General features: G+C 67.5%; 22 protein-coding genes and 1 tRNA gene. 13 read left to right on the forward strand and 10 right to left on the reverse strand.

The genetic code is table 11. The features are described 5' to 3' along the window. Positions 1 to 146 precede the first annotated feature (146 nt). Both AC5E6L_RS04040 and AC5E6L_RS04045 read right to left on the reverse strand, forming a co-directional pair. Positions 147 to 1,010, reverse strand: coding sequence for a prephenate dehydratase (locus tag AC5E6L_RS04040; RefSeq protein ID WP_491230926.1), 864 nt, complete (start codon positions 1,008 to 1,010; stop codon positions 147 to 149). Positions 1,011 to 1,033: 23 nt separating this feature from the next. Beyond that, positions 1,034 to 1,759, reverse strand: coding sequence for a 3-deoxy-manno-octulosonate cytidylyltransferase (locus AC5E6L_RS04045; RefSeq protein WP_491230925.1), 726 nt, complete (start codon positions 1,757 to 1,759; stop codon positions 1,034 to 1,036). Between the two features lie 157 nt (positions 1,760 to 1,916). Here AC5E6L_RS04045 and AC5E6L_RS04050 point away from each other — a divergent pair, with 157 nt between their 5' ends. From AC5E6L_RS04050 to AC5E6L_RS04090, 9 genes are all read left to right on the forward strand, one after another. Next, positions 1,917 to 2,510 carry a c-type cytochrome gene (locus AC5E6L_RS04050; RefSeq protein WP_491771445.1) on the forward strand — a complete coding sequence of 198 codons (594 nt, stop codon included), beginning with the start codon at positions 1,917 to 1,919 and terminating at the stop codon, positions 2,508 to 2,510. A 191-nt stretch (positions 2,511 to 2,701) separates the two neighbouring features. Then, positions 2,702 to 4,552 carry an extracellular solute-binding protein gene (locus AC5E6L_RS04055; protein WP_491771447.1) on the forward strand — a complete coding sequence of 617 codons (1,851 nt, stop codon included), beginning with the start codon at positions 2,702 to 2,704 and terminating at the stop codon, positions 4,550 to 4,552. After that, on the forward strand, positions 4,516 to 6,426 hold the full coding sequence (locus AC5E6L_RS04060) for an extracellular solute-binding protein (protein ID WP_491771449.1): 1,911 nt from the start codon (positions 4,516 to 4,518) through the stop codon (positions 6,424 to 6,426). Before AC5E6L_RS04055 ends, AC5E6L_RS04060 begins: the two co-directional genes overlap by 37 nt. 60 nt (positions 6,427 to 6,486) lie before the next feature. Next, the gene (locus AC5E6L_RS04065) at positions 6,487 to 7,596 is read left to right on the forward strand and encodes a microcin C ABC transporter permease YejB (protein ID WP_491771451.1); all 1,110 of its coding nucleotides are present in this window, start codon (positions 6,487 to 6,489) and stop codon (positions 7,594 to 7,596) included. Between the two features lies 1 nt (position 7,597). After that, the gene (locus tag AC5E6L_RS04070) at positions 7,598 to 8,755 is read left to right on the forward strand and encodes an ABC transporter permease (protein WP_491771453.1); all 1,158 of its coding nucleotides are present in this window, start codon (positions 7,598 to 7,600) and stop codon (positions 8,753 to 8,755) included. Between the two features lie 54 nt (positions 8,756 to 8,809). Then, the gene (locus AC5E6L_RS04075; protein ID WP_491229735.1) at positions 8,810 to 9,046 is read left to right on the forward strand and encodes a hypothetical protein; all 237 of its coding nucleotides are present in this window, start codon (positions 8,810 to 8,812) and stop codon (positions 9,044 to 9,046) included. Then, entirely contained in the window at positions 9,046 to 9,555 is a 510-nt protein-coding gene (locus AC5E6L_RS04080; RefSeq protein WP_491771455.1) for a type II toxin-antitoxin system VapC family toxin, read from the forward strand. Before AC5E6L_RS04075 ends, AC5E6L_RS04080 begins: the two co-directional genes overlap by 1 nt. Then, positions 9,552 to 11,180, forward strand: coding sequence for an ABC transporter ATP-binding protein (locus AC5E6L_RS04085; protein ID WP_491771457.1), 1,629 nt, complete (start codon positions 9,552 to 9,554; stop codon positions 11,178 to 11,180). The genes AC5E6L_RS04080 and AC5E6L_RS04085 overlap by 4 nt, the downstream gene beginning before the upstream one ends. A gap of 22 nt (positions 11,181 to 11,202) precedes the next feature. Further along, entirely contained in the window at positions 11,203 to 12,159 is a 957-nt protein-coding gene (locus AC5E6L_RS04090) for a 2-hydroxyacid dehydrogenase (RefSeq protein WP_491771459.1), read from the forward strand. Between the two features lie 5 nt (positions 12,160 to 12,164). Here AC5E6L_RS04090 and AC5E6L_RS04095 read toward each other — a convergent pair whose 3' ends face one another. From AC5E6L_RS04095 to AC5E6L_RS04105, 3 genes are all read right to left on the reverse strand, one after another. Continuing rightward, positions 12,165 to 13,028: a C40 family peptidase gene (locus AC5E6L_RS04095; protein ID WP_491771461.1), complete on the reverse strand. Its 864-nt coding sequence runs from the start codon at positions 13,026 to 13,028 to the stop codon at positions 12,165 to 12,167. Then, on the reverse strand, positions 13,025 to 13,375 hold the full coding sequence (locus tag AC5E6L_RS04100) for a MarR family winged helix-turn-helix transcriptional regulator (RefSeq protein ID WP_491771463.1): 351 nt from the start codon (positions 13,373 to 13,375) through the stop codon (positions 13,025 to 13,027). Before AC5E6L_RS04100 ends, AC5E6L_RS04095 begins: the two co-directional genes overlap by 4 nt. A gap of 69 nt (positions 13,376 to 13,444) precedes the next feature. After that, the gene (locus AC5E6L_RS04105; protein ID WP_491771465.1) at positions 13,445 to 14,848 is read right to left on the reverse strand and encodes a leucyl aminopeptidase family protein; all 1,404 of its coding nucleotides are present in this window, start codon (positions 14,846 to 14,848) and stop codon (positions 13,445 to 13,447) included. Positions 14,849 to 14,976: 128 nt separating this feature from the next. Between AC5E6L_RS04105 and AC5E6L_RS04110 the strand changes: the two genes are divergently transcribed. Then, entirely contained in the window at positions 14,977 to 15,795 is an 819-nt protein-coding gene (locus AC5E6L_RS04110; protein WP_491230104.1) for a tetratricopeptide repeat protein, read from the forward strand. 189 nt (positions 15,796 to 15,984) lie between these two features. On the opposite strand, the gene AC5E6L_RS04115 is transcribed toward AC5E6L_RS04110, so the two are convergent. The 4 genes from AC5E6L_RS04115 to AC5E6L_RS04130 are packed head-to-tail and all read right to left on the reverse strand — an operon-like array spanning position 15,985 to position 20,859. Further along, positions 15,985 to 16,563, reverse strand: a complete 579-nt coding sequence (locus tag AC5E6L_RS04115; protein WP_491230972.1) for an ActR/PrrA/RegA family redox response regulator transcription factor — start codon at positions 16,561 to 16,563, stop codon at positions 15,985 to 15,987. Between the two features lie 23 nt (positions 16,564 to 16,586). Further along, positions 16,587 to 17,912 (reverse strand): ActS/PrrB/RegB family redox-sensitive histidine kinase, encoded by a 1,326-nt coding sequence (locus tag AC5E6L_RS04120; RefSeq protein WP_491230973.1) that lies wholly within the window; start codon positions 17,910 to 17,912, stop codon positions 16,587 to 16,589. Between the two features lie 53 nt (positions 17,913 to 17,965). Then, entirely contained in the window at positions 17,966 to 20,425 is a 2,460-nt protein-coding gene (gene hrpB / locus AC5E6L_RS04125; protein WP_491771468.1) for an ATP-dependent helicase HrpB, read from the reverse strand. Between the two features lie 14 nt (positions 20,426 to 20,439). After that, on the reverse strand, positions 20,440 to 20,859 hold the full coding sequence (locus AC5E6L_RS04130; RefSeq protein ID WP_491230422.1) for an Hsp20 family protein: 420 nt from the start codon (positions 20,857 to 20,859) through the stop codon (positions 20,440 to 20,442). A 148-nt stretch (positions 20,860 to 21,007) separates the two neighbouring features. Between AC5E6L_RS04130 and AC5E6L_RS04135 the strand changes: the two genes are divergently transcribed. Beyond that, positions 21,008 to 21,949 carry a nucleoside hydrolase gene (locus tag AC5E6L_RS04135; RefSeq protein WP_491230421.1) on the forward strand — a complete coding sequence of 314 codons (942 nt, stop codon included), beginning with the start codon at positions 21,008 to 21,010 and terminating at the stop codon, positions 21,947 to 21,949. Positions 21,950 to 21,954: 5 nt separating this feature from the next. On the opposite strand, the gene AC5E6L_RS04140 is transcribed toward AC5E6L_RS04135, so the two are convergent. Continuing rightward, positions 21,955 to 22,851 (reverse strand): ribokinase, encoded by an 897-nt coding sequence (locus tag AC5E6L_RS04140; RefSeq protein ID WP_491771470.1) that lies wholly within the window; start codon positions 22,849 to 22,851, stop codon positions 21,955 to 21,957. Positions 22,852 to 22,991: 140 nt separating this feature from the next. Here AC5E6L_RS04140 and AC5E6L_RS04145 point away from each other — a divergent pair. Both AC5E6L_RS04145 and AC5E6L_RS04150 read left to right on the forward strand, forming a co-directional pair. Further along, positions 22,992 to 23,078 (forward strand) — tRNA-Leu (locus AC5E6L_RS04145). 64 nt (positions 23,079 to 23,142) lie between these two features. Next, positions 23,143 to 23,493: 3'-5' exonuclease family protein (locus AC5E6L_RS04150; RefSeq protein ID WP_491771472.1), on the forward strand; the 351-nt coding region annotated here is incomplete at its 3' end.

Genomic DNA, 23,493 nt, shown 5'->3' on the forward strand with positions numbered 1-23,493 from the left:
AAGCCGGAGGCCGGCAACACATTGAAATCAGATGATGGCCGCACATCGCCCGCGCTTGGTCTTTTGCGCTCCGGGCGGCGTTGCGCGCGCCTTGCCAGATCACAAAATCCCGGCGCTCAAACGATGCCAGCCAAAGACAAACCGCTCTAAGCGGTGTGCGTCTTGCGCACGTCCGAGCCGCGATAGACGCCCAGAACCCGGAAATGGTCCGAGAAGAAGCCGATCTCCTCGAAGGCCAGCTTGACGTTGGCGTCGTCGGGATGGCCCTCGATGTCGGCGTAGAACTGGGTGGCGACGAACAATCCGCCGATCTGATAGCTTTCCAGCTTGGTCATGTTGACGCCGTTGGTCGCAAAACCGCCCATCGCCTTGTAGAGCGCGGCGGGAATGTTGCGCACCCGGAAGACGAAGGTGGTGATGATCAGTTCGTCGTCGGAGCGGCGCGCGGGAATGAACGGCGCCTTGGACAGGACGACGAAGCGGGTGACGTTGTTGGCATGGTCCTCGACGTCGCGCTCGATGATGTCGAGGCCGTACATGTCGGCCGCCAGTTCGGGCGCGAGCGCGGCCATGGACGGGTCGGCGGCCTGCGAGACCAGCTTGGCGGCGCCGGCGGTATCGCCGGCGACCATCGGCTCCCACCCATTGCCGCGCACATAGTGCCGGCACTGGCCCAGCGCGTGAATGTGGCTGTGCACGGTGCGGATCGCCGCACGGTCCGTGCCCGGCAGCGCCATCAGATGAAAATGGATCGGCAGGAAATATTCGCCGACGATGTGCAGATCCGATTCCGGCAACAGGTGATGGATGTCGGCGACCCGGCCGGCGATCGTGTTCTCGATCGGGATCATGGCGAGCGACGCCTCGCCCCTGTCGACGGCGTTGAACGCATCCTCGAAGGTCGGGCACGGCATCGGCGTCATGGCCGGATACATGTTGCGGCAGGCCGTGTCGGAATTGGCGCCGGGCTCGCCCTGGAAGGCGATCAGCGTTCTTGCGTTCTCGTTCATGGGGTCGGCCTTTTGTGTCGCGCTCACGCCAAAAGCGCGCGCGCCCGCTCCAGATCGCGCGGTGTATCGACCCCGGACGGCGCGGTGTCAACAATCCGGGCATGGATGGTCATGCCCGCTTCGAGCGCGCGCAGCTGTTCGAGTCGCTCGCGCTCTTCCAGCGGCGAGGGCGCAAGGGCGACGAAACGGGCGAGCGCGGGCCGGCGCCAGGCATAGATGCCGATATGGTGGTGAAGCGGCCCCTCGCCCCAGGGCGCGGTCGCGCGGGTGAAGTAGAGCGCGTTCAGCACATTGGCGGCGACGGGCGATCCGACGATCTTGACGGTGTTGGGATCGGTCTTTTCGCCTTCGTTCGTGATCGGATTGCCCAGCGTTGCGATATCGCAGCGAGGATCGGTCAGCGGCGCCAGCGCTGCCTCGACCATCACCGGATCGATGGCCGGCAGATCGCCCTGAAGGTTCACCACCACGTCGAACGCGCCTTGCGGATCGATCCGGCCGAGCGCCTCGAACACCCGGTCCGAGCCCGACGGATGGTCGGGATCGGTCAGCACCGCGCGGTGGCCATGGACCGTGACGGCCTCGACGATCTCGGCTTCGGCCGCAGCGACCACGACATCGCCGCAGCCGGCCTCGCGCGCCCGGTCGGCCACGTGCACGACCATCGGTTTTCCGGCGATGTCGGCGAGCGGCTTGCCCGGCAGGCGCATCGAGGCCATGCGGGCCGGAATGATGATGAGGGGGGTCATGGAAGGTGCGGCCGGCGGCCGTCCGAAGTGGCAAAACGTCTCATGGGCGTTCGACCTTATACCGGTTGCAAGCCCCGGGCAAAAGACATAGGAAACCGCCACCCAGCGTGGCCCGAGAACCGCGCTCCGAAGTCTGTGACGGGACCAGAGGAAATTCATGAACTACAACATGTATGCGGGCGCGTTCCTGGCGACTGTGTTTGTCGTCATGACCGTGGGCATCGCAAGCGACGCGATCTTCTATTCCGAAACGCCCGAGCAACAGGGCTTTGCGATCATCGTCCCCGAGGCTGAGGGCGTCGCCGCGCCGGCCGAAGAAGAGGTCGACGTGCCGGTCGCCGTGCTTCTGGCGAACGCCGATCCGGCCAACGGGCCGAGCGTGTTCCGCAAGTGCCAGTCATGCCACAACATCGAGCAGGGCGCGCCGCACAAGACCGGCCCGAACCTGTGGAACATCGTCGGCAAGCAGGCCGCGCTCTACGACGATTTTCGCTATTCGAACGCCATGCTGGCCTATGCCGGGGACGGCGCGGTCTGGGACTTCGAGGCGCTCAACAATTTTCTGAAGGCGCCGGACGAGTATATCGACGACACCTCGATGCGCTTTGCCGGCCTGCGCCGCGATGGCGAGCGCGCCGATCTGATCGCCTGGCTCGCCACCCAGCACGATACGCCCGTGCCGTTGCCCGCGCCCGAGGCGGCGCCGGCCGAGGAAGCGGCCGCCGAAGGCGGGGCGCTGGCGACCGAATAGCGGCCATCTGACGCGGAATTGAGCGTTTTCGGCCCGGTTTCCGGCGGGCCGCGTGCCGTTTGGGGCTTTGAATCGCCGCAAATGCCTCTACTCTGATCGACGGGGCGCACAATGGCGGGCGATGGTCGGCCGGTGGGTTCCGACGCAGCGTCCGTGGAGGCAGGCCAGTGACAGTTCGACCGGGGTTTTCAGTGGCTTTTGCGGTTGTGCTCGCGCTTGCGATGCTCGGGGGCCAGGCATTGCCGTCCGATGCCCGCGCCCAGCAGGCCGCCGAACCGCAATGGCTGCACGCGACCGCACTCGTCGGAGAACCGAAATACCCCGCCGGTTTCGCCCATTTCGACTATGTGAACCCCGCGGCGCCCAAGGGCGGCACGCTGCGCCTTTCGGCCACCGGCTCGTTCGATACGCTCAACCCCATCCTGCCGCGCGGCGAGACCGCCGCCGGGCTGGGACTGGTCCACGAGACGCTGATGACCTCGTCCATGGACGAGATTTCGACGATGTACGGCCTTCTGGCCGAGGCGCTGCGCTATCCGGACGATTACGCCTGGGTCGAATATCGCTTGCGCGAGGGCGCGCGCTGGCATGACGGCGAACCGGTCACGGCCGACGATGTGGTCTGGTCGTTCAATGCCCAGATCGACAACAACCCCACCTTGCGGTTCTACTATCAGCATGTGACGGCGGCCGAGGCGCTCGATGCGCGCACGATCCGCTTCACCTTCGACGGGACCGGCAATAAGGAACTGCCGCATATCGTCGGCCAGTTGCTGGTGATGCCGCGACACTGGTGGACGGGAACCGACGCGGACGGCAATGCGCGCGACATCACCGCGACCACGCTGGAGCCGCCGCTCGGCTCGGGCCCCTATCGCATCACCGACGTGAACCCGGGATCGACCCTGACGTTCGAGCGGGTGCACGACCATTGGAGCGCGACTCTTCCAGCGAACGTCGGCACGGACAATTTCGATCAGGTCCGCTATCTTTATTTCCTCGACCGCGACGTGCAGTTCCAGGCTTTCCTGGCCGGCGAATTCGACTATTGGCGCGAGAACGTCGCGCGGCGCTGGGCGGAAGCCTATGACGTGCCGGCCGTCCATGACGGCCATATCGTGCGCGAGATCCTGCCCAATGCGAACCGCGACAATGGCGAGATGACCGGCTTCATCCCCAATCTGCGGCGCGACAAGTTCGCCGATCCGCGCGTGCGGCGCGCGCTCAACCTGGCCTTCGACTATGAAACGCTCAACGAAACGATCTTCTACAATTTCTACGAGCGGATCGATTCCTACTTTTTCGGCACCGACCTCGCCCATTCGGGCGTGCCCGAGGGGCGCGAACTGGAAATCCTCGAACAGGTGCGCGACCTGGTGCCCGCCTCGGTCTTCGAGGGCGAATATGTCAATCCGGTCGGCGGCAGCCAGCAGGCGCTGCGCGCCAATCTGCGCGAGGCGATCGACCTGTTCCGCCAGGCGGGCTTCGCGTTGCGCGACGGCCGCATGGTCGATGCCGAAACCGGCCAGCCCTTCACCATCGAACTGGTCAACGGACAGCCCTCGCTTGAACGCATCTTCCTGCCCTATGCCGAGGATCTGCGGCAGATCGGCGTCGAACTGAGCGTGCGCACGGTCGACCGTTCGCAGTTCATCACGCGCGTGCACAGCCGCGATTTCGACATGATCTATACCGGCTGGGACCAGTCGCTGTCGCCCGGCAACGAGCAGTTCGACTTCTTCGGCTCGCGGTCGGCCGATCGCGAGGCTTCGCGCAACTATGGTGGCATTGCCGATCCGGGCGTCGACGCGCTGATCGAAAAGGTCGTCTTCGCCGCAGATCGCGACGAGCTGATCGCCGCCACCCGCGCGCTCGACCGGGTGCTGATGCACAATGATTTCGTCATCCCCGGCTACGCGCTGCGCGAAACCTGGATCGCCTATTGGAACCGGTTCGCCCACCCCGATCCGCTGCCCTACTACTCGATCGGTTTTCCGACCGTGTGGTGGTACGACGCCGAACGGGCGGCGGCGATCCGATGATCGTCGACCGGCGCCGCTTTCTCGCCGTCGCCGCCGGCGGCATGGTCGCCTCGGCGGCGTTCCCGAAGCCGTCGCTGGCCCTCAACCCGCCCGGCCGGCCGCTGCACGGCCTTTCGGCCTTCGGCGACCTGAAATATCCCGCCGGCTTTGCGATCTTCGACTATGCCAATGCCGATGCGCCGGGCGGCGGCGTCTTCAACTTCCAGCCTTGGTACTGGATCTACAATCAGAACGTGCAAACCTTCAACACGCTCAACACTTTCGTGCGCCGCGGCGACGCGCCGCCGCGCATGGAGATGTGCTTCGATTCGCTGATGGCTTCGTCCCATGACGAGCCGGACGCGGTCTATGGGCACGTGGCCGAGACGGTGACGATCTCCGAAGACGGCAACCGCTACACGTTCGCCCTGCGCGACATTGCGCGCTACCATGACGGCACGCCGATCACCGCCGACGACGTCAAATTCTCCTACGACACCATAAGGGCGGAAGGGCACCCGGAGCTGGCGCTGCCGCTGAGGCCGCTCGCCGAGGTCGTCATCGAGGATGCGCGCACCGTCGCGCTGGTCTTCGACGGCACGCAGTCCGCCCAGGCGATCCTGACGATCGCCTCGGCCTATCCGATCCTGTCCAAGGCGTATTATGCCGAAAGGGCGTTCGACGAGGCGACGCTGGAGCCCCCGCTCGGCTCGGGTCCCTACAGGGTGGGGCGCTTCAACGCCGGCGGCTTCATCGAGTTCGAGCGCGTCGATGACTATTGGGGCCGTCAGATCGGCACCGGCGCGGGACAGAACCATTTCCGGACGATCCGTATCGAGTTCTATGCCGAACGGCAGGCCGGCTTCGAAGCCTTCAAGAAGGGCGAGGTGACGTGGCGGCGCGAGTTCACCTCCAAGACCTGGGCGACCGAATATGATTTCCCCGCCATCGAGGACGGCAGGGTGGTCCGGGCGCTGTTTCCGGTCAACAGGCGCCCGTCCATGCAAGCCTGGACATTGAACCAGCGCCGCGAACGCTTCAGGGACCGCCGGGTGCGCGATGCGATCGGCCTTTGCTTCGATTTCGAATGGACCAACCAGAAGCTGTTCTACGGCCTCTACCAGCGCAGCCAGTCGCTGTTCAGCGGATCGCAATACGAGGCTACAGGGCTTCCCGATGAGGCCGAACTGGCGCTGATCGCGCGGCTGGGGGACGAGCACGCCTTTCCCGAGGGGATCATGGAGCCGGCCTATGTGCAACCGGCCGCCGACGGGTCCGGCCGCGACCGCGCGCGGCTGCGCGAGGCGACCGGGCTGCTCAACGCGGCGGGCTGGACCGTCGGCGAAGGCGGATTGCTGCGCAACGCGGCGGGCGAGAGCCTGGACGTCGAGTTCCTGATCCGCGCCTCGGTGTTCGAGCGCATCTACGGCCCGTTCGTCGAGGTGATGCGCATGGTCGGCATCAATGCGGGCCTGCGGCTGGTCGATCCGGCGCAGTACCAGGCCCGGACCACAGGGTTCGATTTCGACATGGCCGGGCTGGCCGTGAGCTGGACGCCGACGCCGCCGGCCAGCGGGCTTGAGACGGTGCTCGGTTCGGCGTCGGCCGATGTGCCCGGTTCGCGCAACTGGGCGGGCGTGGCCGATCCGCTTGTCGACGCGCTGATCGAAGAGGTTGGCCAAGCCAGGACGCGCGCCGAGCACGAGACCGCCATGCGCGTGCTCGACCGGGTGTTGCGTTTGCGCCGCGACTGGATACCCAATTGGACCTCGGCGAATCAGTTCATCGCCTATTGGGACATGTATGGTTTCGACGAGCAGCCCGACTATTACTGGCCGGTCGAAGCGCTGTGGTGGTTCGACGAGGACAAGGCGAGGGCGATTGGCAGAGCATAGCGCGGCCATCATGTCGTCATTCGGGACCTCGGGCTTGAACCTGCGAGCGGGCGCGTAGCCATGGGTGCCTATATCCTCCGCCGCCTTGTGCTGATGATCCCGACCATCTTCGGGATCATGGCGATCTCGTTCATCGTCGTTCAGTTTGCGCCCGGCGGCCCGGTCGAGCAGGTGATCGCGCAACTGACCGGCCAGGGGGGCGACGCCACCGAACGCTTCACCGGCGGCGGCGGCGAACTGGCCGGCGAGGATTTCGGCGAGAGTTTCGAGGGCGGCGCGGTCACTTCGCGCTACAGGGGCGCGCAGGGGCTCGATCCCGAATTCATCGCCGATCTCGAACGCCAGTTCGGCTTCGACCGGCCGCCGCTCGAACGGTTCGGCATGATGCTGTGGGACTATCTGCGGTTCGACTTCGGCGAGAGCTATTTCCGCGACATCGCCGTCATCGACCTGATCGTCGAGAAGATGCCGGTCTCGATCTCGCTCGGGCTGTGGATCACGCTCATCTCCTATGCGATCTCGATCCCGCTGGGCATCCGCAAGGCCGTCACCGACGGCTCGCGCTTCGATGTGTGGACGTCGGGCGTGATCATCGTCGCCTATGCGATCCCCGGCTTCCTGTTCGCGATCCTTCTGATCGTCCTGTTCGCCGGCGGCTCGTTCTTCGACTGGTTCCCGCTGCGCGGGCTCGTCTCGGACGATTGGTCCGAACTGAGCTGGCCCGAGCGCATCGTCGACTATTTCTGGCACCTGACGCTGCCGCTGACGGCCATGGTGCTGTCGGCGTTCGCCACCACCACGCTTTTGACCAAGAACTCGTTCCTGGACGAGATCCGCAAGCAATATGTGATCACCGCGCGCGCCAAGGGGCTGACCGGCCGGCAGGTGCTCTACGGCCATGTGTTCCGCAACGCGATGCTGATCATCATCGCCGGCTTTCCGGCCGCCTTCATCTCGGCCTTCTTCACCGGCTCGCTTCTGATCGAGACCATCTTCTCGCTGGACGGGCTGGGCCTGCTCGGCTTCACCTCGGTCGTCAATCGCGACTATCCGGTCGTGTTCGCCACGCTCTACATCTTCTCGCTGATGGGCCTTCTGGTGGGGCTTTTGTCGGACCTGATGTATACGTGGATCGACCCGCGCATCGATTTCGATCGGCGGGAGGTCTGACATGGATCAGACCGTCGGCAAGCCAGCCTTTCCGGCCGAAGGCCGCCCGGCGCGCCTGCGCCTTGCGCTGTCGCCGCTCAACCGGCGCCGCTGGCAGAACTTCAGGGCCAACCGGCGCGGCTACTGGTCGCTGTGGATATTCCTCGTGCTCTTCGTCTTGACGCTGGGCGCCGAATTCATCGCCAATGACCGGCCGATCCTCGTCATGTACAAGGGTGAACTGCTGACGCCGGTCTTCGTCAACTATCCCGAGGAGAAGTTCGGTGGGTTCCTGGCGCGCACCGACTATACCGACCCGTTCATCCAGGACGAGATCGACGCGCATGGCTGGATGCTCTGGCCGCCGATCCGCTACTCCTATCGCACCGTGAACAAGGAGGTGCCAACGACCGCGCCGTCAAAGCCCGCCTTCCTGTTCGACGGCCGCGCGGAACTGTGCGCCCGCTATCCGGGTGGCGCGGACGATCCCAACTGCCACTGGGGCAATTTCAACTGGCTGGGCACGGACGACCAGGCCCGCGACGTGGTGGCGCGGATCATCTACGGCTTCCGCGTCTCGGTCCTGTTCGGGCTGATCCTGACCGCGGCCTCGGCGGTGATCGGCGTCACCGCCGGCGCGATCCAGGGCTATTTCGGCGGCTGGACGGACCTCGTCTTCCAGCGGGTGATCGAAGTCTGGTCGTCCATTCCGGTCCTTTACATTCTCTTGATCATGGCCGCCGTGCTGCCGCCGGGCTTCTGGGTGCTGCTCGGCATCATGCTGGTCTTCTCATGGGTCGGGTTCGTGGGCGTGGTGCGGGCCGAATTCCTGCGCGCGCGCAACTTCGAATATGTCAACGCGGCGCGCGCGCTCGGCGTGCCCAACCGCATCATCATGTTCCGCCACCTTCTGCCCAACGCGATGGTCGCGACGCTGACCTTCCTGCCCTTCATCCTGAACGGCTCGATCACCACGCTCACCTCGCTCGATTTCCTCGGCTTCGGCCTGCCGCCGGGCTCGGCCTCGCTGGGCGAACTGATCCTTCAGGGCAAGAACAACCTCCAAGCGCCATGGCTGGGCTTCTCCGGCTTCATCGTCATCTCGGTGATGCTGTCGCTTTTGATCTTCATCGGCGAGGCGACGCGCGACGCCTTCGATCCCAGGAAGACGTTTGGGTGAAGGTCATCAAGCTCTATATTTGGTGCTACGCTTCGGAAATGAAGGGCTGATGAGATGGGAATTGTCACGAAACGACACTATGCAGCATCGAAACTCCCCGATGATTTGCGCGAAGGGATTCCAGAAGATGCCTTGGTGAGCGTAACCGTGGCGGAGGAAAGACCGACGCTCCTTTCGGCGCATGAACTGGAAACGCAAATCGAAGCGGCTCAGGAAGGCCGGCGGGAACGGGTTGCCATTGACGAGGCGGTTGATCGAATCCGAAACCTTCGCAACGAGTGGGACGATTGATGCCGGATGTCCGTCGCCTTTACCTCGATACCAACATTTTCATCGCGCTTGGAGAAGGCGGCGGCGACCTTGGGCGATTGCTCATCGAATTGATCGCGCAGCAGATGCCCAACGAGCCATTGTTCTTGTGCACGAGCGAGTTGGCACTTGCCGAACTTCTGGTGCGCCCCTATCGAACCGGCGACGAAGGACTCATACAGCTGTACGACAATTGGATCGTCCAAGGCAGTTCTTGGCTGGACGTCGGGCCGGCGACACGAGACGTGCTCTGGTCAGCCGCATTGATCAGGCAGGACCAAACCGCGATCAAATTGCCCGACGCGATTCACATAGCGACTGCAATCGGCTTTGAGTGCAGCCACCTGCTCACGGCCGATACCGGAATCCCCAAGACCATCCGGATTGAGCATGAGCGTTGGGGTTGGAAGCGGATATCGGCCCCCTTGCACACGTTGCGGCCAGATGAGGATACGTTGCGATCCATCATCAGCGGACGCGCGCAGGCATGACCGAACCACTTCTCTCCGTCCGCGATCTTTCGGTCACCTTCACGCAAGGCGGCAACACGACCCAAGCGGTGCGGCACATCTCGTTCGACATCGCGCCGCGCGAGACGGTGGCGCTGGTTGGCGAGAGCGGCTCGGGCAAGTCGGTGTCCGCGCTGTCGGTGCTGAAGCTGCTGCAATATCCGGCCGCCGCGCACCCCTCGGGCGAGATCCGGTTCGGCGGCATCGATCTGCTGGCGGCGTCGGAAACGGAATTGCGCCGCGTGCGCGGCAACCAGATCGCGATGATCTTCCAGGAGCCGATGACCTCGCTCAACCCGCTGCACACGATCGAAAAACAGGTTGGCGAGGTGCTGCGGCTGCACCAGGGCATGGGCGAGGCGGCGCAGCGCGGCCGCACGCTCGAACTGCTCGATCAGGTCGGCATCCGCGATCCGCAAAAGCGGCTCGGGGCCTATCCGCACCAGCTTTCGGGCGGGCAGCGCCAGCGCGTGATGATCGCCATGGCGCTCGCCAACACGCCAAGGCTGCTGATCGCCGACGAGCCGACCACCGCGCTCGACGTGACCGTGCAGGCGCAGATCCTGGAACTTCTGGACGATCTCAAGCGCGCCCGCGACATGTCGATGCTGTTCATCACCCACGATCTGGGCATCGTGCGGCGCATTGCCGACCGGGTCTGCGTGATGACGAAAGGCGAGATCGTCGAAGCCGGGCCGACGCGGGACATTTTCGAGGCCCCGCAACACGCCTATACGCGCCACCTTCTGGCGGCCGAGCCCAAGGGCCGGCCGCCGGCGGCGAACGACGACGCGCCCGTCATCATGCAAGGCGATGCGGTCAGGGTCTGGTTCCCGATCAGGAAGGGCTTCCTGCGCCGCACCGTCGACCATGTGAAGGCCGTAGACGGGATCGACGTCACCGTGCGCGCCGGCCAGACCTTGGGCGTGGTCGGCGAGAGCGGGTCCGGAAAGACGACGCTCGGGCTCGCCCTTTCGCGGCTGATCGGCTCGGACGGCGGCATCCGCTTTGCGGGCGATGCGATCGATACGCGTTCGTTCCGGCGGATGCGGCCGCTGCGCAAGGATATGCAGGTCGTCTTCCAGGACCCCTACGGCTCGCTGAGCCCGCGCATGTCGGTCGCCGAGATCGTCGCCGAGGGCCTCGCCATCCACGAGCCGGCCCTTTCGCCGGAGCGGCGCGACGCGCGCGTCGTCGAAGCGCTCGAAGAGGTCGGGCTCGATCCGGCGACGCGCTTCCGCTACCCGCACGAATTCTCCGGCGGCCAGCGCCAGCGCATCGCGATCGCCCGCGCCATGGTGCTCAAGCCGAAGTTCATCATGCTGGACGAGCCGACCTCGGCGCTGGACATGAACGTGCAGGCCCAGGTCGTCGACCTGTTGCGCGACCTGCAGAAGCGACACGATCTGGCCTATCTGTTCATCAGCCACGATCTGAAGGTGGTGCGGGCGCTGGCCAATCACGTCATCGTCATGCGCAACGGCGTCATTGTCGAGCAGGGAGCGGCCGAGGCCATTTTCGAAACGCCGAAAACCGACTACACAAGGGCCCTCATGGCGGCCGCCTTCGACATCAAGACGAGCATTGCCGGCGCCGTCAGCCAATAGTATCGGTAAGCGAGTACGCACCATGGCCAATCACGGCACGATCCTTTTGTCCGTCACCGGTTTCGATCCGGCCATCTGGGCGGAGGAAATCAAGCGCGCGGCGCCGGACCGTCCCGTCGTCACCGAATCCGACGGCCCCGAGGATGCGTCGATCCGCTATGCCGTCGTCTGGAAGCAGCGGCCGGGCGTCCTCAGACGCCTGCCGAACCTGGCGGCCATCTTCTCGATCGGCGCGGGCGTCGACCACATCTTCGCCGATCCCTACGTGCCCGAAGTGCCGATCGTGCGGGCCGTCGCCGACGATCTGACCGAGCGGATGAGTGAGTATGTGGTCTGGCAGGTGCTCGACCATCACCGCAAGGGGCCGCGCTACCGGCGCCAGCAGGCCGAAAAGCTCTGGAGCGAGGACAGGATGCAGCCGGCGGCCGGCGATGTGACGGTGGGCATTCTGGGGCTCGGCGTCCTTGGAAGGGACGCCGCCGCCAAGCTCGGAGCGCTCGGCTTCAACGTCGCCGGCTGGAGCCGGACGGCGAAGTCTGTCGAGGGCGTCGAAACCTATGCGGGCGATGCGGGCCTGGAGGGTGTCCTGTCCGTCAGCGACATCGTCGTGTGCCTTTTGCCGCTGACGCCGAAGACGCAAGGCATCCTCGCAAAGCCCCTGTTCGCGAAGATGAAGCGGCGCGGGCCGCTGGGGCCTGCCATGCTGATCAATGCCGGCCGCGGCGACCTGCAAAACGAGGCCGACATCCTGGCGGCGCTTGAAAGTGGCTGGCTGGGGGCGGCCAGCCTCGACGTGTTCCAGACCGAGCCGCTTGCCGAGGCGAGCCCGCTGTGGAGCCATCCGCGCGTAACGATCACCCCGCACGCGGCCGCAACGTCCGTGCCCGCCGCCCTGGTCCCGCCCATGATCGCGCAGATGGACGGGTTCGAGCGCGGCGAACCTCTGACAAACCTGGTCGATCGCGACGCCGGCTATTGATCGGCTCAGGGACGGCGGAAGCGCGTCGGCGCGCCATAAAGCGATGCGATGCGGCCGATGGCCCGATCGAGCGGCTCGGCGGCGACGTCCATCGTATGGGCGTTGGCATGCAGCAGCGTCCCGGCATCGCCCATGATGCCCACATGGCCCTTCCAGAACACCAGATCGCCGCGCTTGAGCCCCTCCGCCGGATCGATCGGCACGCCCAGTTCGGCTTCCTGCATGTCGCTGTCGCGCGGCGCGGCGCGGCCCGCCATGAGCATGGCCAGTTGCACCAGGCCGGAACAGTCGATGCCGAAGGCCGACCGGCCGCCCCACAGATAGGGCGTGCCCACAAGGTCCTCGGCGACCGCCACGAAATCGGCCTCGGGCGCGTCGACCCGGGCCAGATGGGCGGCGATGGACCATGTGCCGTCGGCGAGCCTGGCGTAGCGTACGTTCCGGTGCGTCTGCCCGGCCTTCACAGCGACCAGGGCACCGAGCGGGAGCGCCGTCATGGCGGCTTTCTTCAGGTCCGGTGCGGCATAGGCGAATGTGCGCGGCACGGCCACGCGATGGGTGGGTTTTTCGCCATGGCCGGCCACCTCAAGCGCGCCGTCGGGCACATAGCCGACATAGCCGTCGCGATCGGCCTGCGCCCAGCTCCACCCCTGATCGGTGTCGAACACCCGCACCGTCTCGCCGAGCAGAAGCTGCGTGCCAAGCGCCGCCCGCGGCGACGGCCCGGTGCGCATATCGGCCACCGGCGCGACGACGGCGCGCAACACGCCGTCGGCAAAGCGCGGCGCCTCGATCCGGCCACGCAAGCGGCGGTCGGCCAGATCGCGGCGAAACGCGTTGAGACGGGGATCGAGCGGCCGGCCGCTCACGTCGGCAGATCCCGCGCCCTGGCGATAACGACATCGGCGAGCCTTTCCAGATAGAGCGCGCCCTCGACCGTGCGCGCGATGACGACATTGCGCCGGTCGCGGGGGTCGCGATGCCGGCTGACGAGCTTCATCGCGCCCATCGTGTCGAGCGCCCGGGTGATCACCGGCTTGGTCACGCCCAGATGCGCCGCAAGGCCGCGCACCGTGTGCGGCGGCGGATCGAGATAGATCGTCAGCAAAATCGCCGCCTGCCGCGTGGTCAGGTCGGGCGCGCTGTCGCGCACTTCGGCGAGCGATACCTGGTGCCACAGGGCAAGCGCCTGGCTGGGCCTGAGAATGACCGTCATGGGACGCTGGCTGCGCAAACGTTTCGGAACCGTATCAATAACCCGTCCGATGAGCGGCACGCAAGCGCATCAAGGCGCGCCGTAGCGCTTTTCAAGCATGGCGTAGACGGCGCGAACCGCCTGCGCCTCGCCGCCGGCCGGCGCGTGCGGCTTGGGCTTGGGGTTCCAGGCGAACATGTCGAAATGGACCCAGCGACGGTCCCCGGACACGAACTTGTGCAGGAACAGGGCGGCGGTGACCGAGCCCGCAAAGCCGTCCGTGGTCACGTTGGCGCAATCGGCGACGGTCGATGCCAGATTGCGCGCGTAGGGCTGCCAGAGCGGCATGCGCCAGAGCGGATCGCGGACCGTCCGGGAGGCGGCGGTCAGTTGCGCGGCCAAGGCATCGTCTTCGGTATAGAACGGCACGACATCGGGCCCGAGCGCGACGCGCGCCGCCCCGGTCAGCGTCGCCATGTCGATGATCAGGTCGGGTTCATCCTCGTCGGCCAGCGCCAGCGCATCTGCGAGGATAAGACGGCCTTCTGCGTCGGTATGGCCAATCTCGACGGTGATGCCCTTGCGGGTCGGATAGACGTCGCCGGGGCGGAAGGCGTTTCCGGCGATGGCGTTCTCGACGGCCGGGATCAGAACGCGCAGGCGCACATCGAGCCCCAGGCGCATGATCAGGGCGGCAAGGCCGATCACGCTGGCCGCGCCGCCCATGTCCTTTTTCATGTTGCGCATCGAAGCGGAGGGCTTGATCCCGAGACCGCCCGTATCGAAGGACACGCCCTTGCCGACCAGGGTCAGCTTCGGCGCCTCCTTGCGGCCCCACCTCATGTCGAGCAGGCGCGGCGGGATCGCCGCCGCCCGGCCCACGGCATGAATCATGGGCAGCCTGCCGGCGAGCAAACCGTCGCCGACGATCGCGCGGACCTGCGCCTTGTGACGGCCGGCCAGCGCGCGCAGGGCGGTCTCCATCGCGTCGGGCCCCATGTCGTTGGCCGGCGTGTTGACGAGATCGCGCGTCAGCGAGACGGCCTCTATCATCGCCGCGAGCCTTGCCCGGTCGATGCTTTCGTCCGGCACAAGGCGCACGTTCCGGGCGGGCCGCGACCGGTAGCGGTCGAAACGATAGGCGCCCAGAGCGAAGCCGAGCGTTGCCAGGGCGATGTCGGTCGCCTCGGGATTGGCGATGCGCCAGTCGCCGGCGGGCAGCTTGCCCGCAAGCGCGCCAAGAGCCAGCGGATCGGCCGGCGTTCCCAATGCGATCGCGGCCGCCGCGGGCGTCTGGCCGTCGGCGCCGGGCACGAGCGCGACGGCGCCGGCATCGGGCTCGAAGCCGGTCGCTCCGAGCCAGCCGGTCACAGCGTCCGGCACCTTGACGCCGCCCTTGCCGGCCCCATCGGCGGCATGGCGGCCGACGATCCAAACCGGCAAGGCCGCCTGGCGGCTGGAATCGGGGGCCAGCATATCGCTTGTCTCGACCATGATCTCCTCGGCTCGTACGGATTAACCAAGCGTTAGGGTTAACAGACTATCGCTGGTTAACAGAGGTTAATGCGGGGTTATGCCGGGCTTTTTGGCCCGCGCGGGTGTCCCTTTCAAGGAGTGTGACCATGATCACGCTTTCAGGCCCGCGCCACCCGGCGCGCTCGGCGCGCCTGGCGGCGGCACTGGTCGCGGCCACGCTGCTTGCCGGCTGCGCAAACAACGGCCTGACGACCGGTTCGGTCAACCCGTCCTCTTCTTCCGGGCCGATCGCGCACATGTCCGGGATCGAGTTGCGCTCGGTGCTGGCGAGCCACCGGAAACGCTACGAGCGCAACCCCGACGACAAGGGCATCGCCATCGCCTATGCGTCGATGCTTCGAATGAATGGCAATGACGAGCAGGCGCTGGCCGTCATGCGCAAGGCGGCGATCACCCATTCGCGCGACAAGGTCGTCCTGGCCGCATACGGCAAGGCGCTGGCCGGCGCCGGCCAGTTCACGGCGGCGCTTGACGCGATCCAGCGCGCGCAGGATCCGACGCGGCCCGACTGGCAGTTGCTGTCGGCGGAAGGGGCGATCCACGACCAGACCGGTCGGCCCGAGCAAGCGCGGCAGCGCTACGAGCGAGCGCTCGAACTGGCGCCGAACGAGCCGTCCGTTTTGTCGAACCTTGCCATGAGCCACCTGCTTCAGGGCGACCTTTCGAAAGCGGAGAGCCATTTGCGCACAGCCACTCGGCAACCGGGCGCGGACAGCCGCGTGCGCCAGAACCTGGCGCTGGTCGTCGGCCTCCAGGGGCGGTTCGCCGAAGCCGAGCAGATCGCCCGCCGCGAACTGCCGCCGGAACAGGCCGAGACCAACATCGCCTATATCCGCCAGATGCTGGCCCAGCAGAACGCCTGGAACCTGATCAAGGAAGAAGACAGGCGGAACGCGGCCGATTGAACGCCCGGTCCCGCGCGGCGGTGGCGTTGGAGCGCTTTGGCTTTTCGCTGAATCGCTCAAGCGCCCCTGGCGTTTGTTTGGCCGCAATTGCCGAAGCGAAAGCGGTTCCCGCCCCGGATCGGGTCCGGAGCAGGCATTGCGCTGGACCTAGATGTTTAGTCCCGGCATTTGGTGGAGCGGATTAAGCATCTAGCGCGGCGCGCGCTTGGCCAGGATGCGCTGCAGGGTGCGCCGGTGCATGTTGAGCCGCCGCGCGGTCTCGGACACGTTGCGGTCGCACATCTCGTAGACGCGCTGGATGTGTTCCCAGCGCACCCGGTCGGCCGACATGGGGTTCTCGGGCGGCGGCGGCGTCTGGTCCGGAGCCGCCGTCAGCGCGTTATAGACATCGTCGGCGTCGGCCGGCTTGGCCAGATAATCGGTCGCGCCCAGCTTGACCGCGTTGACGGCCGTGGCGATGTTGCCGTAGCCGGTCAGCACGATCGCGCGGGCGTCGGGCCGCCTGGCTTGCAGCGCCTTGATCACCTCCAGGCCGTTGCCGTCTTCAAGCCGCATGTCGACCACCGCATAGGCGGGCGGCGCCTCGCCGACCTTGGCAAGGCCGTCGGTGACCGATTCGGCGATTTCGACGGTGAATCCGCGCGCCTCCATGGCGCGACCGAGGCGGCGCAGGAACGGCGCGTCGTCATCGACGAGCAGGAGCGTCGCGTCGGGGCCGGGTCCGGGGCCTGCCGCCGCGCCGGGGGCGGTCTCTTCTTGCAGTGCCATCGTCACAATCCTTTCATTTGCTTCTACGCCGGATCGGCCTCGATGGATGAGCGTGGCCAGCGAACGGTGACGGCCGCCCCGGCATCGGGCCGGCCGCCATTGCGGAACCGTACGGTCGCGCCGCTGCGTTCGAGCAGCGTCTTGGCGATGAAGATGCCAAGGCCGAGACCGGGGCCGCTCTTGCGGCTGCGCACGACGGACCGCGACGCGCCAAGGTCGGGCTCGCCGAGCCTTTCGATCTGGTCGCCGGGGAAGCCCGGCCCGTCGTCGACGATCTCGATGCGCACCCCGTCGTCGGACCAGTCAAGGCCGATGCGGACGTGGTCGCGGGCGAAATCGACCGCGTTCTCGACCAGATTGCCGAGCCCGTGAAGGATACCCGGATTGCGCCGCACGACCGGCTCGGGCGTGCCGTTCCCCTCATGGCTTGTCGTGATCTGGACGCCGAACTCGCGATGCGGGTCGGCCACCTCCTCGATCATCTCGCGCAGGGACATGCGCGAGATCATGTCCTCGGGCGTGGTGTTGAGCGTGGACAGGCGCGACAGGATCTCGCGGCAGCGATCGGCCTGGGCGCGCAGGAGGCGGACATCCTCCTTCAGCGGATCGTCGTCGTCGGTCGCGCGGTCCATCTCCTTGGACACGAGCGAGATGGTGGCGAGCGGAGTGCCCAGTTCGTGCGCCGCCGCCGCGGCCAGACCGTCGAGCGCCGACAGATGCTGTTCGCGCTGGAGAACCAGTTCGGTCGCCGAAAGCGCATCGGCGAGGCTGCGTGCCTCGTCGGCGACGCGGTAGACGTAGAAGGCGGTGAAGGCCACCGTCGAAAGCACGGACGCCCACATGCCGGCGACGAAGATGAACGGAATGTCGAGCGGCACGTCCGCATACCAGGGCAGCGGCAGGTGGGTGAAGACGAGGACGCTCGCGGCGGCGACGACGACGATGCCCAAAAGTGCCGTATAGCGGGCAGGCAGCGTGGCCGCCGAGATGATCACCGGCACGATCAGCAGGACCGAGAAGGGATTTTCAAGCCCGCCGGTCATGAACAGCAGCGCGGCGAGCTGTGCGATGTCGAAGGCCAGCACCGAGAAGACGGCCAGCGGATCGAGCCGCCGGTTGGCCGGAAAGTACCAGGTCAGGACCACGTTGAGCGCGGCCGACACGGCGATCAGCGCAAAGCAGGCGATGACCGGGAACGCAAAGCCCAGCCACGCGGCGACGAAGGTTACGGCCGCGCTCTGGCCGAACACGGCGATCCAGCGCGTGTTGGTGAGCGTCGACATGCGCAGCCGGCGGCGTTCGAAGCGCTCGCCCATGCCGACCGGGTATCGTGCGACCTGCTGATCCATGCCCGCCTATATGGCGCCGGTCGGCTCGTTTCGCCAGTTTGAAGCGGTTCGGGTCAGCGCGGCTTGGCGCGGCGTGTCGGCGTGGCCCTTGTGGGGTCCGCCGGCCAGGCATGTTTGGGGTAGCGGCCGCGCATGTCGGCCCGGACATCGGACCAGGAGCCGCCCCAGAAGGCGGGCAGGTCGGCCGTGCGCTGGATCGGCCGCCTGGCCGGCGAGACAAGTTCGAGCAGGACCGGGACGGTGCCGTCGAGCACGGCGGGATGTTCGGCCAGCCCGAACAGTTCCTGCACGCGCACGGCAAGCTCCGGCGCGGCCCCGTCGGGCGGATAGGTCATCGGCAGGCGCGACCCCGTCGGCATCGTCAGGTGGCCCGGCGCCAGCCGGTTCAGATCGGCGCGCCGTTCGGGACCGGCCATCAGCATGAGCGCATCGGACAAGGCCACGTCCGCCAGGCTGGTCCTGCCCGCGAGAAACGGGGCGAGCCAGGCATCGAGCCCGTCGCGCAGCGCCCGGTCGCAGACGTCGGGCCATGGCGCGCCACGCCGCGCATGGAGCCAGGCAAGGCGCGCGCGCAGACCGCTGGAAGCCTTGTCCCATGGCAGAACGCGGAGACCGTGCTTGCGCACGCCGTCCAGCAGCGCCCGTTCCGCATCCGGTCCCGGCACGACCGGTCGCGGCGCCGACGACAGTGTGATCGCGCCGAGCATGCGCACCCGCCGCGCGGTGAGCTGGCCCGTTCCGGGATCGAAGGCGACATCGATGCGCGTTTCGATCCGCCCGCCCAGGCGCCGTTCGATCTCGGCTTCGGAGACGGCAGCCCCCGCGAGCAGCCGCGCGCCCGAGGCCGCGCCCGTCACCTCGGCGGCGACGATGAACGTCTCGCGCGCCAGCGGATCGGCCTCATCGGCGATCACGGCACGCCCGCCGGCCATCACGAAGCGCCCCGGCCGGCCGGGGCGGGCCCTGGCGACGCGCTCGGGGAAGGCGTCGAGCAGCATGGCGCCGGCGGACCGTGCATCGTCGCCCGCCCTTGGCAAATCGACCTGCCGCGCGATCCGCCCGGCAAGCTTGCGGCTCCTTGCGCCGCGCGGCGACACATCGCCTTCAAGGGCGACCAGGCGCCGGTCGAGATCGGTCCCCGTTCCGCCGAGCCCGCGCTCTGTGATCAGCACCGCAAGGCGCGCGCGGCGCGCGGCGTCGGCGCGCGTGCGAGCCCGAACCACCATCGCCGCGAGCGGGACGGGCAGAGGCATGGCGCGCAGGCGCTTGCCCGTCCGCGTCAGGCGGCCGTTCCGATCGATCGCGCCGGTCGCCTCGAGCCGCGTCCGCGCCTGCGCCAGCGCCGGATCGGGCGGCCGGTCGAGAAAGCACAGGTCGCGCGGATCGGCGACGCCCCAGGCAAGGCAGTCGAGCAGCAGGCGCGACAGATCGGCGCGCGCGATTTCGGGCGGATCGAACGGGGCGAGCGCGGCCGTCTGGCCTTCGTGCCACAGGCGCACGGCGACGCCCGGCTGCGTGCGGCCGGCGCGGCCCGCCCGCTGATCGGCCGAGGCGCGGCTGACACGCACGGTCTCAAGCCGGGTGATCGCCATGCCGGGCTCAAAGGCCGGCCGGCGCGACAGGCCCGAATCGACGACCAGGCGCACACCGTCGATGGTCACCGAGCTTTCGGCGATCGAACTCGCCAGCACGATCTTGCGGCGGCCCGGCCCGGCCGGCAGGATGGCCGCGTCCTGGTCCCCACCGTCCATCGCCCCGTGGAGCGGCGCAAGGAACGCATCCTCCGGCAGCCGCCCGCTGAGCCGTTCCGCCGTCCGCCGGATCTCGGCCTGGCCGGGCAGGAAGGCCAGGATGCCGCCTGTTTCCTCGCGCAACGCGGCGCTGACCGCCTCGGCCACGGCATCCTCGATGCGCAGGTCGGGCCGACGCGGGCGGTACCGAATGTCGACGGGGAAGGAGCGTCCCCCGCTTTCGATAACCGGCGCGCCGTCCATCAGCGCGGCGATGCGGCCGCCGTCGAGCGTGGCCGACATGACGAGCAGGCGTAGCCCATCGCGCAGGGCCGACTGCACGTCGAGCGCTAGCGCCAGCGAGAAATCGGCGTCGAGCGCGCGTTCGTGGAACTCGTCGAAAACGATCGCGGCGACACCGGCCAGTTCCGGGTCGTCGATGATCATACGCGCGAAAACGCCTTCGGTGACCACTTCGATGCGCGTCCTGGGGCCGATGCGGCTGTCGAGCCGCATGCGGTAGCCGACCGTCTCGCCCACCTTCTCGCCGAGCATCGTCGCCATGCGGCGGGCGGCGGCGCGGGCGGCAAGCCGGCGCGGCTCCAGCATGACGATCCTGTCCCGCCCCGCCCATGGCTCTTGAAGCAGGACCGGCGGCACCAGCGTCGTCTTGCCCGCGCCGGGCGGCGCAACGAGCACCGCGTTCGGCCCCGCTCGGAGCGCGGCGGTCAGTTCGCCCAGGGCGGCGGCGACGGGCAGACCGGTCGCGGCGGGGTCGATCATGGACCGCGCCCGCCTCAATCGCGCTGATTGATCGCGATCTTTCTGACCAGCCGTTCGGGCTCGGGCCGTTCCAGGTCGATCATCAAAAGGCCGTTTTGAAGGTCCGCGCCGATCACCTGCATGCCGTCGGCCAGAACGAAGGCGCGCTGGAACTGGCGCGAGGCGATGCCCCGGTGCAGGAACTCGCGCGAAGCATCATCGGCCTCGGTCCGCTTGCCGCGGATGACGAGCTGGCTTTCCTCGGTGCTCACGTCGAGATCGCCGGCGGCAAAGCCGGCGACGGCCAGCGTGATCCGCATGATCGCCTTGCCGTCGGCGGCGCGAATGCGCTCGATATTGTAGGGGGGATAGCCCTCGCCCGATTTCGCCACCCGTTCGAGCGACTTTTCGATCGCCTCGAACCCGACCAGGAGCGGGCTGGAGAAATTGGTCATGGGCGCGGTCCCCCAGGCTGTATAGACATTGCCGCGATCACACGATTCGGCTTGCATTCGGCGCGCGGCGCGGCGAACCCGTTCGGCATCCGCCGGGCCCGTTATGCGGGCCGGCCGGCCGATTATCAAGGAAATCCGGGAGCCCGCCATGACCGACACGCGCGCCATCATCATCGACACCGATCCGGGCCAGGACGACGCGATCGCGCTTTTGCTGGCGCTGGCCAGCCCCGAACTGGAGGTGCTCGGCATAACCGCGGTCGCCGGCAATGTGCCGCTCGCGCTGACCGAAAAGAACGCGCGCAAGATCTGCGAGCTGGCCGGCAGACGGCAGGCGCGCGTCTTCGCCGGCGCGGCGCGGCCGCTGACGCGCGAACTGGTCACCGCCGAACATGTGCACGGCAGGACCGGGCTCGACGGGCCGGACCTGCCCGAGCCGACCATGGCGCTCGAAGCGCAGTTCGGCCCCGACTTCATCATCGAGACCGTCCGCGCGCACCCGGTCGGCCACGTCACGCTGTGCCCGCTCGGCCCCCTGACCAACATCGCGCTGGCGCTGATCAAGGCGCCCGACATCGCCCCCAGGATACGACAGATCGTGCTGATGGGCGGCGGTTTCTTCGAGGGCGGCAATGTCACGCCGGCCGCCGAATTCAACATCCATGTCGATCCCGAGGCGGCGCACACGGTCTTCACGGCGGGGGTGCCGATCGTGATGGCGCCGCTCGACGTCACCCACAAGGCGTTGACGAGCCGGGCCCGCATCGATGCGCTGCGGGCCAGGAAGACACCGGTGTGCGAGGCGGCGGCGGCGCTGATCGACTTCTTCGAGCGGTTCGACGAGGACAAGTACGGCACGGACGGCGGGCCGCTGCACGATCCGTGCGTCATCGCTTACCTCTTGAGACCGACCCTTTTCACGGGCCGCGACTGTCATGTGGCGATCGAGACCGCCTCGCCGCTGACGCTGGGCATGACGGTGATCGACTGGTGGGGCGTGACGGGCCAGGCGCCGAACGCCCATGTGCTCGGCGATATCGACGCGCCGGGCTTCTTCGACCTGATCATCGAGCGGCTGGCGACCCTTTAGCCGCCTCAGCCGCTGAACGCGTCGACCGCGGTGCGGCCGGGGATCGCGGGCTGGGCACCCTCGGCTAGGCAGGCAAGAGCGCCTGCGCGGCAGGCAAGGTGAAGCGCTTCGGGCCAGCCCATGCCCTCTGCGCGGGCGGCGGCCAGATAGCCGCAGAACGTGTCGCCCGCGCCGACCGTGTCGACCGGCGCGATCCCCGGCGCCTGAGCACGGACAATGCCACCGCCCGTCGCAACCCGCGCGCCGTCCGCCCCGAGCGTCAGCACGAGCGCGGCGCCGAGGATGTCGGCGAGCGCTGTCATGCGCGCCTCCAGGTCGCCGTCCTCGACCGCCAGATCGGCGGCCAGCGCGGCGAACTCGGTCTGGTTGGCGATCACGGCGTCCGCCATGCGCGCCAGATCGGCCGCACCCTGCCGGTAGGGGGCGATGTTGAGATAGCGCGTGGCGCCCGCCCGTCCGGCGGTGTCCAGCGCGGCGGCGATCGCCGCGTCCGGGATCTCCATCTGGAGCAGCCACGCATCCCCGCCCGCCCCGTCGGGCACGCCGTTTTCGAGCGCATGGGCGTTGGCGCCGGGCACGACCGCGATCTGGTTCTCGCCCGTGCCGTCATCGACGAGGATGAACGCGACCCCGGTGGACACGCCCGAAGGCCGTGCGATACCCGCCAGATCGACGCCGGCGGCGCCGAGCATGGCAAGCGCCGCGGCGGCATTGGCGTCGTCGCCCACCGCGCCGAGCATCTGGACCGCGTGACCGGCGCGGCGCGCTGCGAGCGCCTGATTGGCCCCCTTGCCGCCGGGCGCCTCGGCATAGGCGCGCCCGGTCACCGTCTCGCCCGGCGCGGGCAGGCGCCCGACACGGGCCACAAGGTCGAGATTGATCGATCCGGCGACGATGAGCATGGGAACCTCGAAAGCGGACAGATTGACGTGGGTCAGGGCAGGCCGTTAGCGGATCGGCGGGCGCCGGGCAAGCGGGCGGGCCGCCGGCAGGCTTGGTTGACAGCCTCCGGCCGACCGCATATGTCACGGCTCGATTTCGTGCCCAGATGGCGGAATTGGTAGACGCGCTGGCTTCAGGTGCCAGTGGCCGCAAGGCCGTGGAAGTTCGAGTCTTCTCCTGGGCACCATGGGGATCGCGCCGGTTGCGTTCGGAGACGGCGCATAGCTCAAGAGGCGCGTGACGTCAGCACCATGGCCATCCAGTTACATCGCGGCGACCTCCCCGAAGGCCTCGACTTTGGCGAGCGCATCGCCGTTGACACCGAGACCCAGGGCCTCAGCCTTGTGCGCGACCAGCTCTGCCTGGTGCAGATTTCCTCCGGCGATGGTGATGCCCATCTGGTCCAGCTCGACCGGACCAGCTATGAGGCGCCGCGGCTCGCCGCGCTGCTCACCGATCCGGACGTGGAGAAGATCTTCCACTATGCCCGCTTCGATCTGGCGATGCTGCGCCGCTGGCTGGGGATCACCGCCATGCCGATCTTCTGCACCAAGATCGCCTCGCGCCTGACGCGCACCTATACCGACCGGCACGGGTTGAAG

The organism is Roseitalea sp. (genome assembly GCF_984466335.1).